General features: G+C 43.6%; 13 protein-coding genes. 5 read left to right on the top strand and 8 right to left on the bottom strand.

Going from position 1 to position 15662, the window contains the following annotated elements; all coding sequences use genetic code 11:
• Positions 1 to 10 precede the first annotated feature (10 nt).
• Positions 11 to 1384, bottom strand: coding sequence for an aminopeptidase P family protein (locus tag BACINT_RS07615; protein ID WP_007661988.1), 1374 nt, complete (start codon positions 1382 to 1384; stop codon positions 11 to 13).
• A gap of 312 nt (positions 1385 to 1696) precedes the next feature.
• Here BACINT_RS07615 and rpoN point away from each other — a divergent pair, with 312 nt between their 5' ends.
• From rpoN to BACINT_RS07590, 5 genes are all read left to right on the top strand, one after another.
• The gene (gene rpoN / locus BACINT_RS07610) at positions 1697 to 3187 is read left to right on the top strand and encodes an RNA polymerase factor sigma-54 (RefSeq protein WP_007661987.1); all 1491 of its coding nucleotides are present in this window, start codon (positions 1697 to 1699) and stop codon (positions 3185 to 3187) included.
• A gap of 59 nt (positions 3188 to 3246) precedes the next feature.
• On the top strand, positions 3247 to 3915 hold the full coding sequence (locus BACINT_RS07605; RefSeq protein WP_007661986.1) for a membrane protein: 669 nt from the start codon (positions 3247 to 3249) through the stop codon (positions 3913 to 3915).
• A 92-nt stretch (positions 3916 to 4007) separates the two neighbouring features.
• Positions 4008 to 4388 carry a glycine cleavage system protein GcvH gene (gene gcvH / locus BACINT_RS07600; RefSeq protein WP_044154945.1) on the top strand — a complete coding sequence of 127 codons (381 nt, stop codon included), beginning with the start codon at positions 4008 to 4010 and terminating at the stop codon, positions 4386 to 4388.
• Between the two features lie 81 nt (positions 4389 to 4469).
• Entirely contained in the window at positions 4470 to 4979 is a 510-nt protein-coding gene (purE, locus tag BACINT_RS07595) for a 5-(carboxyamino)imidazole ribonucleotide mutase (RefSeq protein WP_044154830.1), read from the top strand.
• Between the two features lies 1 nt (position 4980).
• Positions 4981 to 6822 carry a 4-hydroxy-3-methylbut-2-en-1-yl diphosphate synthase gene (locus tag BACINT_RS07590; RefSeq protein WP_044154829.1) on the top strand — a complete coding sequence of 614 codons (1842 nt, stop codon included), beginning with the start codon at positions 4981 to 4983 and terminating at the stop codon, positions 6820 to 6822.
• Between the two features lie 56 nt (positions 6823 to 6878).
• On the opposite strand, the gene BACINT_RS07585 is transcribed toward BACINT_RS07590, so the two are convergent.
• The 7 genes from BACINT_RS07585 to BACINT_RS07555 are packed head-to-tail and all read right to left on the bottom strand — an operon-like array spanning position 6879 to position 15661.
• The gene (locus BACINT_RS07585) at positions 6879 to 7646 is read right to left on the bottom strand and encodes a carboxylesterase family protein (protein WP_007661982.1); all 768 of its coding nucleotides are present in this window, start codon (positions 7644 to 7646) and stop codon (positions 6879 to 6881) included.
• Between the two features lie 7 nt (positions 7647 to 7653).
• On the bottom strand, positions 7654 to 9378 hold the full coding sequence (locus BACINT_RS07580) for a family 43 glycosylhydrolase (protein ID WP_044154944.1): 1725 nt from the start codon (positions 9376 to 9378) through the stop codon (positions 7654 to 7656).
• Between the two features lie 16 nt (positions 9379 to 9394).
• Positions 9395 to 10963: a sulfatase family protein gene (locus BACINT_RS07575; protein WP_007661980.1), complete on the bottom strand. Its 1569-nt coding sequence runs from the start codon at positions 10961 to 10963 to the stop codon at positions 9395 to 9397.
• A gap of 4 nt (positions 10964 to 10967) precedes the next feature.
• Positions 10968 to 11822 (bottom strand): endonuclease/exonuclease/phosphatase family protein, encoded by an 855-nt coding sequence (locus BACINT_RS07570; RefSeq protein WP_007661979.1) that lies wholly within the window; start codon positions 11820 to 11822, stop codon positions 10968 to 10970.
• A 15-nt stretch (positions 11823 to 11837) separates the two neighbouring features.
• The gene (locus BACINT_RS07565; RefSeq protein WP_007661978.1) at positions 11838 to 13151 is read right to left on the bottom strand and encodes a glucoamylase family protein; all 1314 of its coding nucleotides are present in this window, start codon (positions 13149 to 13151) and stop codon (positions 11838 to 11840) included.
• 12 nt (positions 13152 to 13163) lie between these two features.
• Entirely contained in the window at positions 13164 to 14831 is a 1668-nt protein-coding gene (locus BACINT_RS07560; RefSeq protein WP_007661977.1) for a glucoamylase family protein, read from the bottom strand.
• On the bottom strand, positions 14828 to 15661 hold the full coding sequence (locus tag BACINT_RS07555) for a LamG domain-containing protein (protein WP_044154943.1): 834 nt from the start codon (positions 15659 to 15661) through the stop codon (positions 14828 to 14830). Before BACINT_RS07555 ends, BACINT_RS07560 begins: the two co-directional genes overlap by 4 nt.
• Position 15662: the final 1 nt, after the last annotated feature.

Raw genomic sequence — 15662 nt, 5'->3', positions numbered from 1 at the left:
TAAATTGATACTATCGCAACGCTTCCACCTCTTCCGGAGTCAACGGTATCTTCTTGCCTAAGCGGCGGGCACCGGTTTCTGTAATAAGATAATCTTCTTCATTGCGGATACCGCCGAAGTCACGATATTCTTCCACTTTGTCATAATTGATAAAGTCTGTGAATTTCTTTCCTTCTTTCCACATGTCAATCAATTCAGGAATAAAGTAGATACCCGGCTCAACAGTATGTACAAAGCCCGGTTCCAAAGGAATAGCAAGGCGTTGAGACTTACGTCCGAACTGTGTGCTCTTGGGTTGACCGTCATACCCTACCCACACTTCTCCCAAGTTTTCCATATCATGCACGTCCAGTCCCATCATGTGTCCCAGACCGTGAGGATAGAACAATGCATGAGCACCTTCGCGCACTGCATCATCTGCATTTCCTTTCATCAGGCCCAGTCCTTTCAAACCTTCTACCATTACGCGGGCAGATAAGTCGTACACTTCCATATAAGGGATACCCGGACGGAGAGCCTTTACAGATTCCAGATGCATAGCATTCTGAATTTCGTAAACGGCACGTTGTTTTGAAGTAAACGTTTTATCGGCAGGTACAGTAGACGACATGTCACCGCAATAACCCGACGGAAGTTCCGCACCGGCGTCGATCAGGAACAAGTCACCCGATTTAATTTTATTACCATGATAATGATTATGCAAAGTCTGTCCGTTGATTGTGGCAATCGTAGGGAAAGAAAGTTCGCAATTATTCATTTCGGCTACACGGTTCATCTCTGCCACAACTTCATATTCGTACATACCCGGCCGAATCACTTCCATCGCCTTGATATGCATGTCGGCAGTCACATCACATGCTTTTTCTATTTCTGCAATCTCTTCAGCAGATTTATAATTACGCTGTGCCACCACCGCACGGATAAACGGTACGGAACCTTCCTGGCGTGCAGGCGGAACACCCAGCCAATCCATGAGTTTCAACTTATGTTCGGGACGGTAAGGCGGAAGATAATGTACCGTCTGCCCCTTTTGTACGGCTTTGTGCAGATAGCTGATAATTCCGGCAGAAGGAAGTGTCTCCCGAATACCTACCCGTTCGCTCTTCTCTTTCAGAGTTGGCTGTGTGCCCATCCACACAATATGGTCGATAGTCAGTTCGTCCCCGAAAATGATTTCTTTGTTCTCATCGATGTCAATGATAGCGGAAAGTCCGGCAAACGACAAGCCGAAATAGTAGAGAAAGGTAGAATCCTGACGATAACGGAAAGCATTATCTTCATAATTCAGTCCTTGTTCGTCATTTCCCAAGAATAGTAACACTCCGGAGCCAACATTTTTTTTCAGCAGGGCTCTGCGCTGCACATAAGTTTCTTTATCAAACATAACGTTGCAATTTTTTAAGTTGATACGCACAAAGATAATGCAAACCAAAAGCAGCACAAAATAAGCTTGCTTATTTTTTAATGCTGATGTGCAGCTTATCTTCGCTTTTAACGAAGATAATGTAAATTAGGCGCCAAACTTTCATGCTTGCATGAAAAACTTATACCGAGAACATTTCGCGTTCCCGAACTATTCACTATTTTTGCAAAAAGTGCGAAGATAAGCTGCGCCTCGGCATAAAAAATGAACTCGTTCATTTTATTCTGTCTCGGTTTGCATTATCTTTGTGGCGAGTAAAAGAAAAGAATAAGTATGGCACAAGGTTCCAGACAAGTACAAACTCAAGCGCAGCAACAGGTACAGACACTGTCGCCCCAGCAGATTCTGGTAGTGAAGCTACTGGAATTGCCCGCTGTAGAACTGGAAGACCGTATACATGCGGAACTTCTGGAAAATCCGGCTCTGGAAGAAGGAAAGGAAGATACGGCAAGTGACGACTTTTCTGAAAATTCCGATACGGGAGGTTCCGCAGAAGACAACGGAGCCAATGAATATGATTCATTAAGCGACTATCTGAGCGAAGACGATATCCCCGACTACAAATTGCAGGAAAACAACCGTAGCAAAGGTGAACAGGCTGAAGAAATACCTTTCTCCGATGCTACTTCTTTTTACGAAACTCTGAAGGAGCAACTAAGCGAACGTGACCTGACCGAGCATCAGCGTGAACTGGCGGAATATCTGATCGGATCATTGGATGACGACGGCCTGCTACGTAAGTCTCTGGATAGCATCTGTGATGAACTTGCCATCTACGCCGGCATCGAATGCACCCAGGAGGAATTGGAAGAAGCACTGAAGATTATCCAGGACTTTGACCCCGCCGGACTTGGCGCACGCAACCTGCAAGAATGCCTGCTCATTCAGATTCATCGCAAGATAGAACAACAGCACTTCACCCCGAACCCTCTACTTTATATAGAAGAAGCGATCATCTCCGAATGTTACGAAGAATTCACCCGTAAGCATTGGGACAAGATACAGCAGAAGCTCGGACTGGAAGAAGACGCTTTTGAACAGGCTATCAAAGAGATCTGCAAACTCAATCCGCGTCCGGGTGCCTCCCTGGGTGAAGCCATCGGCCGGAACATGCAACAGATCATCCCCGACTTCATTGTAGATACATACGACGATGGTACCATCAATCTGGCTCTGAACAACCGGAACGTTCCGGAACTGCGTATGAGCCGCGACTTCACCGAGATGGTGGAAGAACATACCAAAAACAGGGCTAACCAGTCGAAAGAGTCGAAAGAAGCCATGATGTTCCTGAAGCAGAAAATGGATGCAGCACAAGGCTTTATCGATGCCGTGAAGCAACGTCAGAATACATTAATGACTACTATGCAAGCCATTATCGACCTGCAACGTCCGTTCTTCCTCGAAGGAGACGAATCATTGCTGCGTCCTATGATATTGAAAGATGTTGCCGAACGTACCGGACTGGACATTTCAACCATTTCCCGCGTCAGCAACAGCAAATATGTGCAAACCAACTACGGCATCTATTCACTGAAATTTTTCTTCAATGACGGATATGTCACCGAGGACGGTGAAGAAATGTCTGTACGCGAGATTCGTAAGATATTGAAGGAATGCATTGACAATGAAGATAAAAAGAAACCTTATACGGATGATGAACTGACGGATATACTGAAAGAAAAAGGATATCCGATAGCACGCCGCACGGTAGCCAAGTACAGGCAACAGTTGAACATACCGGTGGCAAGGCTGAGAAAGTAATTATAAAATGATAAGGTGGTAAATGATTAATGAATCCAATTGTAAAATTATAAATTAAAATGGTTGAAGAACAACATATTGTGGCAGACAGGAGCTTAATCCGGACAGCCCGGGTGATATCGGCTATATTCACGCCGTTTTCTATCCCGTTCCTGGCGTTTCTGATTCTGTTCCTTTTCTCATATCTGCGCATCATGCCTATACAGTATAAGCTGATTGTGCTGGGAGTAGTGTACTGCTTCACCATTCTTATGCCTACGCTCACCATCTTCCTGTTCCGTAAGATCAACGGTTTCAGTCCCGAAGACTTAGGAGAACGTAAACGGCGTTTTATGCCATTCCTACTTACTATTACTTCATACGTATTCTGTCTGGTGATGATGCATCGCCTGAATATTCCCTGGTACATGACAGGTATTATTCTTGCTGCATTGATCATGATGGTTATCTGTATTGTTGTCAATCTGAAATGGAAGTTAAGCGAGCATATGGCAGGTGTAGGGGCTATTGTAGGAGGATTGGTATCTTTCAGTGCCCTGTTCGGATACAATCCGGTATGGTGGCTATGTTTGTTCATCCTGATTGCAGGTGTCTTGGGCACAGCACGTATTATTTTACAGCATCATACATTGGGAGAGGTACTGGTAGGTTTTGCCGTAGGATTGATTTGCTCCTTATTGGTGCTTCATCCACTGAGTAATATCCTGTTCCGCATTTTCTTATTCTAAGATAAGTAAAGAATTAAGAGTGAACAAAGAATCGTAATTTATAATTAGTAATTTGTAATTAATATAAGTATTAACCTTTAAAAATAATGATCATGAATTTCCCAGAAAATGTAAAGTACACCAAAGAACACGAGTGGATACGCCTTGAAGGCGATGTAGCTTATGTAGGTATCACCGATTACGCTCAGGAACAATTGGGCGATATCGTATTCGTAGATATCCAGGCAGAGGGTGAAACATTGGCAGCCGACGAAGTATTCGGAACCATTGAAGTAGTAAAAACCATTTCGGATCTTTTCTTGCCCGTAGGCGGAGAAATCCTGGAACAAAACGAGGCTCTTGCCGACCAACCGGAACTGGTAAACAAAGATCCGTACGGCGAAGGCTGGCTCATCAAAATGAAACCGGATGCTGATGCAGACTTCGATTCATTGCTGGATGCTGCTGCCTACAAAGCGTTGATTAACGATTAACTATTAGTGATTAGTGATTAGCAAATTGATATTGAGAAGCTTGCTAATCACTAATCACTAAACACTAATAACTAAATAATTATGTCTCCATTAGTAAGCATCATCATGGGCAGCACCTCCGACCTTCCTGTTATGGAAAAGGCCGCTCAACTGCTGAATGATTTACATGTACCGTTCGAAATGAACGCTCTTTCTGCACACCGCACTCCGGAAGCAGTAGAGAATTTTGCAAAGAACGCCCGCGGACGCGGCGTTAAAGTGATAATCGCAGCTGCCGGCATGGCTGCTGCTCTGCCCGGAGTCATCGCTGCCAACACAACACTGCCTGTTATCGGAGTTCCCGTTAAAGGTTCTGTGCTGGATGGCGTAGATGCCCTGTACTCTATCATCCAGATGCCTCCCGGAATCCCTGTAGCCACAGTTGCCATCAATGGTGCCATGAATGCTGCCATTCTTGCTGTACAAATGCTGGCTTTGAGCGATACCGATCTCGCTGAAACTTTTGCAGCCTACAAAGAAGGGCTGAAAAAGAAAATCGTAAAGGCGAACGAAGAACTGAAAGAAGTAAAGTACGAATACAAAGTTAATTAATGTGGATTTATTCAACTATTCCCGTCGGGAAACATCAGAAGTAAATATTGGAGCCACCCCTATGGGCGGCTCCAATCCTATACGCATACAGAGTATGACAAACACCGCTACGCAGGATACAGAAGCCAGCGTAGCACAGGCCAAACTAATTGTAAATGCCGGAGGTGAATATGTACGTCTGACAGCACAAGGCATTAAAGAAGCGGAAAACCTGATGAACATCAATGCCGGTTTACGCCGGGATGGATATATGGTTCCACTGGTTGCCGACATCCACTTCAACCCAAAGGTAGCAGATGTAGCAGCACAGTATGTTGAGAAAGTACGTATCAATCCGGGAAACTATGTAGATGCCGCACGCACCTTCAAGCATCTGGAATATACAGACGAAGAATATGCACAAGAATTGCAGAAGATACATGACCGGTTCGTTCCTTTCCTGAATATCTGCAAGGAGAATCATACAGCCATCCGTATCGGAGTAAATCATGGTTCACTGTCCGACCGCATTATGTCTCGCTACGGCGATACACCGGAAGGTATGGTGGAATCATGCATGGAATTCCTGCGCATCTGTATAAAAGAAAATTTCACAGATGTTGTCATCTCTATCAAAGCCTCCAATACAGTAGTAATGGTGAAAACGGTTCGCCTGCTGGCTGCCGTAATGGAAAAGGAAGGAATGCAATTCCCATTGCATCTTGGTGTTACAGAAGCCGGTGATGGTGAGGACGGACGTATCAAGTCTGCCCTGGGCATCGGCGCATTACTAGCCGACGGTCTGGGTGATACCATTCGTGTTTCTCTGAGCGAAGCTCCGGAAGCAGAAATACCTGTAGCACGAAAGTTGGTGGATTATATCATGCAGCACCAGGATCATCCTTACATACCCGGAGTGGAAGCAGAAGGTTTCAATTATCTTTCTCCGGTACGACGTGAAACAACTGCCGTACGCAACATAGGCGGGAATCACCTGCCTGTAGTCATTGCCGAACGCATGGACGGAAAATTCGATACGAACCCTCAATTCATTCCGGATTACATCTATGCCGGACGTGCCTTACCAGAAATTCGTGAAGAAGGAGTGGAATACATTCTGGATGCGGATGTATGGGAAGAAGAGCCCGGAACCTATCCGGCTTTCAATTACCAGCAGATGCCACTTATGGGCAATTGCCAAGCCGATTTGAAATTCATGTTTATGCCTTACATGGCACAAACAGAAGAAGTGATTGCTTGTCTGAAACATCATCCGGAAGTAGTCATTATATCACAGAGTAACCATCCTAACCGACTTGGAGAACATCGTGCCTTAGTTCACCAATTGATGCAGGAAGGACTGAAAAATCCGGTTGTATTCTTCCAGCACTATGCTGAAAATGAAGCGGAGGACTTGCAGATAAAATCTGCTGCTGACATGGGAGCACTTATCTTCGACGGCCTTTGCGATGGTATTTTCCTGTTCAACCAGGGAGATCTCAGTCATGCTGTAGTAGATGCCACAGCCTTTGGTATTCTGCAAGCAGGACGTATACGCACCAGCAAAACGGAATATATCTCCTGTCCCGGATGCGGACGCACCCTGTTCAATCTTCAAAGTACCATAGCACGTGTAAAAGCCGCTACTTCACACCTGAAAGGATTGAAAATAGGTATTATGGGCTGCATCGTCAATGGTCCCGGAGAAATGGCTGATGCTGACTATGGCTACGTAGGTGCCGGACGTGGGAAAATCAGTCTGTATAAGAAGAAAGAATGCATTGAAAAGAATATTCCCGAAGAAGAAGCTGTAGAAAAGCTGATTGAGCTGATTAAAGCTAACGGGGATTATGAAGAAAAATAGTTTAAAGAAAAATGAGGTTGTGTCAAAATGCTGGCAAAACCTCATTTTTCTTTAAACTATTTCTTCTGACTGAACAGCCAACTCATAAAGTCGGGATAATTGAAAGCCGGATTCCAGCTACCATGATTACATCCCGGGAACTCGATGTATTCCACATCAGCACCTGCCTTCTTCAAAGTCCTGTATGCCGCACGCGAACCTTCAGGTGTAACCACATTGTCAGCATCACCATGGAAAATACGAAACTTTACAGACTTAGCAGCTTTCAGGCGCGCCACATTTACTGTACCGCAAATAGGCACAGCAGCAGCAAATATCTCCGGGAAACGGACAGCCATGTCAAAGGTTCCCATTCCTCCCATGGAAAGTCCAACGATATAGATACGTGATTTATCAACCTGAGGCATTGCCAGATAAGTATCCAGCAAATCCTTCACTGTCTGAAAAATCGGAGTTATCGGTTCATTCAACGGCATCTCATTCGGCAGAAATGATTCAGGACGTGCCGAGTATGCCCAATAGCCCGTTTCGGGACACTGTGGTGCAAGCACGAATGCCGGGTATTTCTCCCGGTTCACCGGATTCAAAAACATTTGTCCACCATGGGTCAATTGCCTCTCATTATCATTACCGCGCTCCCCTGCACCATGCAGAAAAAGCACCAAAGGATACTTCTCACTCTTTTTCATATTTTCCGGTTGCAGCAAGCGATACTGCAAGGTATCTCCCCGGGAAGAGATAAAGATTTCTTTCTGGTACGTTTCCTGAGCAGGCAAAGGTAACAGGAAGAAAAGAAGACAAATAGCACTGATTAATCGTTTCATAGCATTGTTATTTTACATGTTTCACTTCTGAACGTAAAGATACGCCATTCTCATTAAATGCTTCCACACAGAAGTAATAATCCTGATCGGTAGTAAGAGATTTCATAAATAATTCATTATTGCCATATACCATCCAGGAGCTATAAAGTTTATCGGGAGCAATACCCCATAACACATTATATCCTTGTGCACCTTTGACCGGTTCCCAACTGATAGTAATATCACGACGGTCCGCACGGCGATCAAGGGCTAATTTCTTCGGTTGTTGCGGTGTTTTCCCCATACCCAATCCGAATACCCGAAGTTCAGAAATTGCCAAGTTCGGGGTCGGTACATCTATGTTCTTATAGCGGATATAACGCGCAGATTGGGATTGTCCGAGTTCAACATAATCATTCGGGGTATCTTTATAACTTTCTTTACGGTCAACCAATATATCCCAACTCTGTCCATCCAGTGACCCCTCAATCACATAGCGGTGACGAAGCCCTTCATAACGACCATACATATCACTTTGGTAATCATGATAGTTGATCTGAATAGCAGATACAGTAGCCGGTTTTTCCAGATCGATCATTACCCATTGGCGTTCATCGTTAGCCTCAGCCAACCAGAATGTCTTAGTCAGTTCATCAGTCAATGCAGAAGGTTGAAACTCTCCTTTCACAGTAGAAGCGGTAACCGGCTTGCCGTAAGAGAGCAACATCCACCCTCGGAACTGCCCTGCCTTACCCGGCACGGCAGGAGCATAACGGGGATAATCTCCAAAACGGGTATCCACATACATAATACCATCTCTATCGAATCCGGCGGGAAACATGCAGAGACGACGTTCCCAGTTCACATTAATGGAAAGAGACATCGAAGCAAAATGCCAATACTGCCCGCCGGGACCAAGCACAGTGCTTCCATGCCCGGCACCATTCATATAACCACCCGGTTTATAAGATACCGGATTATGTTTCTGGTAGGTATAAGGTCCCATCGGATGATCTGCTACGTATACTCCGTCCGCATAAACATTGAATTCCGTACCCGGCGCACCATATTGCATATAGTATTTACCATTATGTTTTGTCAACCAAGGGCCTTCAATGTAACCGCCCAATACTGTATCCGTATGATTCTCACCAAAACGCTCCCAACCATGTTTAGGCATATCCAGATTGAATAGTTCTTTCGTCTCCCCTTTCTTTGTGAAACGGTGATTTTTATCCAATTCCATACCCCGGATAGGGTAAACATTGGAAGATCCCCAGAACATATAAGCTTTCCCATCGTCATCAATAAACAAATCAGGATCTTGCAGATTATGCAGAATGGCAGGCGTAGCTTCCCAATCACCGGAAGCAGGATCATCGGTATAAAGGATGCTCATAGAACCTGAAGGATCGCCTGCAACATAAAGCACAGAATCCTTATAATTGTGTGCAGCCGGAGCATTGCATCCCTGAGGATACCAATTCTTACCGGGACGTACAAATTCCCAGTTCAATAAATCCTTGGAACGCCAATAGCCATGCGAACGCGTTACGAACATATAATATTCTCCGCGAAAATCCACTACTGCCGGATCGGCCCCCGAACGGTAAGAAATATCCCGGTCGGAATTATAAATCATATAGGTATAATCTATATTCAAGGGATTACAATATGTATCCTGACGCATATCCTGCGCCGGAAGAGTAGTCCACGCAATCAGGCAGACTATAGTCAATAACAGATGTTTCATTCTTTCGTTCTTTATATTACTTGCACAAATTCTGAGGAACTTCATATTGTTTCTGTAAACGTGCAAGTTCTGCCATTAGTTCAGCAGTTACTTTCTCCATTCCTTGCTTTCCGTACAGATTGTGCATTTCTGTCGGATCAGTTTTCAGATCATACAGTTCCCATTTGTCTTCCACATAAAAGTGCATCAATTTGTAGCGTTCCATCTTTACACCATAATGGGCACGGACACTATGAAATCCAGGAAATTCATAATAATGATAATAGAGCGATTTACGCCAATCACGCGGTTTCTTTCCCGTCTCTACCAACTCCCGGAACGATACGCCCTGCATATCCCGTGGCACTTCGATACCACACATATCCAGAAAAGTAGGAGCAAAGTCTATGTTCTGCGTCAGTCCTGTTACCTGAGTTTCCGGCTTGATATGTCCGGGCCAGCGCATAACCATCGGCATGCCGAAAGATTCTTCGTACATGAAACGCTTATCAAACCAACCATGTTCTCCCAAATAGAAGCCCTGATCGGTAGTATAGACTACAATCGTATTTTTATCCAGTCCGGTACATTTCAGATAATCAAGAATCTCTCCCACACTTTCGTCTACACTCGCTACAACTCCCATATAATCTTGCAAGTAACGCTGGTATTTCCATTCCGCGACTTCTTTGAATGAACGTTTTCTGGAGTGGAATTCATTATTTCTATCACGATATGCATCAAGAAAACGACGGCATTCATCCGGTTCCATTGTCCCCAGAAAAGCATGCGGCCAAGGGTCGAACAGTAAACTGTCACTATCCATACCAGTAACCATCTTCAGATCGTGTCCTTCGTACATGTCACAATAGATATTCATCTTTTGCATCTGTGCCGCATAACGACCCTCATAAACATCAAAATAATTATCAGGAAGTGGAAAAGTAGTATGCTCATACAGATGGTAATGTCTTTCTGCAGGTACCCAGTTTCTATGAACAGCTTTGTGATGCATCATCAGAAAGAAAGGCTTGTTCTTGTCTTTCCGTCCGTCGAGCCATTCTTCCGTATATTTAGTAATCAAATCCGTCACATACCCCAAATGACGTGTGGTATCATTTTCAGTAATAAAATGCGGATTACAATATTCTCCCTGATCATCCAGAATCATCCAATGATCGAAACCTGTAGGCTTAGAAATAAGATGCCACTTACCAATAACAGCTGTCTCGTAACCATTTGCCTGCAATATCTTTGGAAGGGTCTGTTGCGTACCGTCAAAACCTTTCGCCCAGTTCTTCATGAAACCATTCTTATGGCTATGTTTACCGGTAAGTATGGCAGCACGACTCGGCCCGGAAATAGAATTGCAACAATAGTTATTCTGGAAAACCGCTCCTTCATGCCCGATACGGTCAATATTCGGAGTCGGCGCCACTTTCCCTATAGGATGACCATAAATACTCATAGCCTGACGGGCGTGGTCATCACTCATAATAAAAATGATATTGGGGCGTTCGTTACGGACTTCCTGCTCTTGACCTTGCACAATGGAGGAAGGTACAAAAGGTAAAACGACAAGCCCCAAGGATAATTTAGAAATCATGGTACTATCGAATTGTCAGATTGGCCTGAATAGGCGCATGGTCGGATAAATAGCCATTGTCCGGCTTGTCTGCTATCACTCTGAATTTATTGGCCACCACTTGTCCATTGACAAAAATAAAATCGATCAACTGGCGTTCTTCAACCGGGATGCGCCCAAAATCATGAAAGCTCCACGTAGGACCATAAACTATGTCAGATGCGGAATAAGTATTCTGCATTCCCCCTTCCGTAAGAACAGAAATCGGATCTGAATCAACAGTACCATTAAAATCTCCCGTAATAACCACCGGTAAGTCCGAGGCTATCTCACGTATCTTTGCAAGCAACAAAACTGCACTTTCACGACGGGCAACCTTACCAATATGGTCGAAATGTGTATTAAAAGCAGCCAATTCTTTACCACTGACTTTATCTTTAAGAACAGCCCACGTCACAATGCGTTCGCAAGCAGCATCCCAGCCTTTTATTCCAATAGAATCGGGTGTTTCACTTAAACCGAAATTGCCACTCTTCATAAGATCGAAACGATCGGTCTTATAGAACAGAGAACAATATTCCCCTTTTTCTTTTCCATCGGCACGCCCCACACCTAAAACCGTATATTGCGGAAGGCGGTTCTTCAGATCGTCCAACTGGTTCTTTAATACTTCCTGCATACCTACTACATCCGGAGCATAATAAATAATCATTTGTGCCGCAGCATCTTTACGATACTTCCAGTTGTTCAAACTATCCGCTACATGATCCAGACGAATATTGAATGACATCACATCAACTTTAGCTTCCGGCTGCTTGCTGCACGAAGCAACAAGCAGAACGAAAGCAACTAATACACTATTAAAAAACATGTTTTTCATAATTATGAAACCTTTTTAATTTAAGTATGGTGTTTTAAATCCTAACTTCTTCAATCCTTTTTGTACATCCGGATGACTCATAAACAATTTCCATATTAAACCTGTACGATAATTTTCTATCATAACAATAATAGGTCCCTGGTCTATAGCCAGATAAGATGGCGCAAACCAGTCAGCAGTCAGGTTAAATGCATCCTTGAAACCATATTCTCCCCAAAGCTTATCGCCAAGCTCTTCATAGAAATAGCGCATGGCCTGCAATGAATATTCCGGTGCATAAGGAATAGACGACAAGGCGGCTGTTGGAGTAATAACACCGCGGTCATTACCAGGACAATGCGCAGAGTACCCTTTATCACCATCACTGGCTGTCAGTCCCCAGCACTGTTCTCCATACCCTTTATACCCCTTCGGATTATCTATGCAATAAGCACGATTAATCAGAGTATGTGCTTTCATCTGTTCTTCATAATCAGCATAATAATCTTTCAAGCCACGCGGATCAAGTCCCATATAAGAATAATGGGTAAAGAACAAAGGTCCGCCATAATCACTTCCCAATGGCAAGGTTATGTCGTAATACTTCTTACCATTCTTGAAAACGATAGAATTGGCCCACCCTTTATGATATACCGACTCTGCAATGGGATAAGTGGGTGAAGAAGCAGCAAGTATATATGTAATATGGCACTCATTATGCCCTTTTATCTGATGGTTCATCGACCAACCGTTATTGGGTGACCAATGCCAATAGAGTACATCTTCACCACCTTTAGTAAACCAATTCCATTCAGCCTGACGCCACAGGTCATTAATAAGACCGCGGATACGTCTTTCCACCTGATTATCTTTGTTGAAATACTGATGTGCAGCCAACAACCCTTCGAACATGAAAGCAGACTCTACCAGATCGGCACCATCATCTTTCCTGCTGAAAGAAATGGTTTCTCCGTTCTGCCCATTTATCCAATGCGCCCAAATGCCATGGTAACTGTCCGTATTCTTATCATTCAGAAAGCTGACTATTTTCAGCATACGCTCTGCCGCTTGTTCACGCGTTACAAATCCACGTTCTGCACCGACAATAATAGCCATTACCCCAAAGCCGGAACCACCAATGGTAACAATATCGTCATTACCGTTACTACGTTCGCGTGCCAAGCCCGAAACCGGATGTCCATAATCCCAGAAATAACGGAAAGTCTGTTTCTGCACGAGGGTCATCAGTTCTTCATCAGACAAGTTCTTCTCCTTCTTACCACCAGAAGCTGCCGGCAGCAGGCTAAACGGGTAAAGCAGAAGCATCACATATATTATAAGTCTCATCATATATTCTATTTATCAGTTTAGTGCAGGGCTTTCAAAACCTAACTTTTTCATTCCCTGCTGAATTTCCGGAATAGCCATAAATAAATTCCAAAGCATTCCTGTCCTATAATTTTCTATCATACAAATGATCGGTCCTTGGTCGATAGCTATACACTGGTTATCATACCAATTAGCTGTCAGGTTGAAAGCATCTACAAAACCATAATCTCTCCAGAGTTTATCACCCATCTTATAATAATAGAAGTGCAATGCAGACATCGACTCTTCCGGAGTATAAGGAAATGCAGACAATGCAGCCGTAGGAGCAATCACTCCTTTATCATTTGTAGGTGAATGTGCCGAATAACCATTATCACCATCACTAGCTGTCAACCCCCAACAAGAGGCTCCATAACCAGCATATCCCTTAGGATTCTCCTTACAATAATTATAATTGATCAGAGTATGGTTTTGATTCTGTTCCCAATAATCAGCATATTTATCTTTCAGTCCTTTCGGATTAATGCCCAAGAAGGAATATTGAGATAAGAATAACGGCCCACCCTTATCAGCTCCCAGCGGAAGCTTGTATCCATAGTAGGTATTACCATTCTTCAAACCGCCATTCCTTGCCCATCCAGCTTCATAAACCGCCTTATCGATAGGATGAGTAGGAGAAGAAGCTGCAAGCACATAAGTTATCAGGCACTCATTCCAACCTCTGATCGGAAGATTCTTCTCAAATCCATAGTTCGGACTCCAATGCCAATACAGAACAGACTCTCCACTTTTCTGAAACCAAGTCCATTCAATAGCTTCCCACAGGCGGGTTATATCAGAACGCAATTTACTCTCAGCTTCCGAACCCTCCTTGAAGTATGCACGTGCTGCAAGCAGTCCCTGGAAAAGTAAAGAGGTTTCTACCAGATCCGCACCATCATCTTTATCACCAAATGGCTTTGTCTCACCGGTTGCACCGTTAATCCAGTGTGCATAGGCTCCATGATAACTCGTACACTCTTTATCCAGGAAAGTTACAATCTTCTGCACTCTTTCAAGAGCTTCCTGTCGGGTTACAAATCCTCTTTCAGCCGCTACCAGCATCGCCATCACTCCAAATCCTGTTCCTCCGGTAGTAACAACATCACCGGAAGTTGTTCTTTCGCGTGCCATACCGGAATGTGCATGACCGAAGTTCCAGAAATACTTAAAAGTTTGTTTCTGCACCAAAGTTAATAAATCCTCGTCAGGAATGCGATCAAACTTATCCGAATCATCCATCCCTGTACGGATTTCATAGACTTTGCCATTGGTAAGAGATACTCCGGAGGTGGATTTCACCCCCGGATTGATCACCAGTTTATATGAGGAAAAACTTTTAAAGCCACCTGTTGGAGTCAATGAGAGTTTATCCTTTCCCTGTAGTTTTGAATCATATGCCACCGCCTGATCATTCAGTTTCAATATGATATTACTCTGAATCGTAGCTTCATCCACTGCATCTGTGAATGTAAGCACAATACTGGCATTGGGAGCTACATTTTCAAAGGAACTCTGATCCTGTTTTTCACCAATGGATATATTTTGCAGTTCAAATTTTCCGGGTGCTTCCGAAGCATCATCTTTACTGCAAGCAATCAGTAATAAGGACAGTATGAAATAAACAGCTCTCATATTCACTCTATTTCTAACGGTCATCATTCTTTACCTGAATAAAGTTGCTTGATATCAGAAGCAGATATAGCTCTGTCATAGAAGCGGAACTGGTCTAACTGTCCCGGAAAATTGGATGCCCAACTCTGTGCTCCTGCACCTTCTGTCAAACTGGGTTTTGTGCTAAACTGAAATGCTCCGATAGCAAATGTACCCAAATCTTTAAATTTAAGCTTTCCATAACCGGGTAGCTCTTTTGTAAATGCACTTTCACCATTCCGGTAAACTGTTACTGTCGAATTACTACCATCATAAACAAATGCCATATGAACCCATTCGGTACCAAAAACATTGTCTATCTTAGCTTCTACCCATCTCTCATCATTATCCTTCACGGATGTACAGTTATACAGATGCATCTTGAAGAAAGCCTGGGTCTCACTACTTGTATTTTCCAGATAGATATCAAAATTACCCCAGAAAGTCTTGGTATTAGGAATACTGAAGACACCATATGCAGAAGTATTTCTCGTTGTTTTCATCCAGAAAGCCACTGTACAACTTCCTAAATCGGGTATAGAATCGGTCAGATAAGAAGGAACACGGGCTAACAGATACGTATCTTTTGTACCTTGATAAGCTTGTCCGTTGATTCCATCAGTATAAGTAATATCCCCTCCGGCACTCATGAGGAAGGTGTAATTACCCTTATCACGCATATCATTCTCAAAAGGCAAGAACAATTTCATTGGTGAGAACACTTTGGGAGCAGAACTATCCAGATAATCAAAAGCCGGATGATCCATATCCTGAAAACAAGATTGCAAAGTGAGTGCTGACACACAAAATGCCAACAATAAATTAATATATCTTTTCATG

The organism is Bacteroides intestinalis DSM 17393, from assembly GCF_000172175.1.
Lineage (GTDB): Bacteria > Bacteroidota > Bacteroidia > Bacteroidales > Bacteroidaceae > Bacteroides > Bacteroides intestinalis.
The sequence above is the reverse complement of the archived record's forward strand: the minus strand, read 5'-3'. Positions and strand labels throughout refer to the sequence as shown.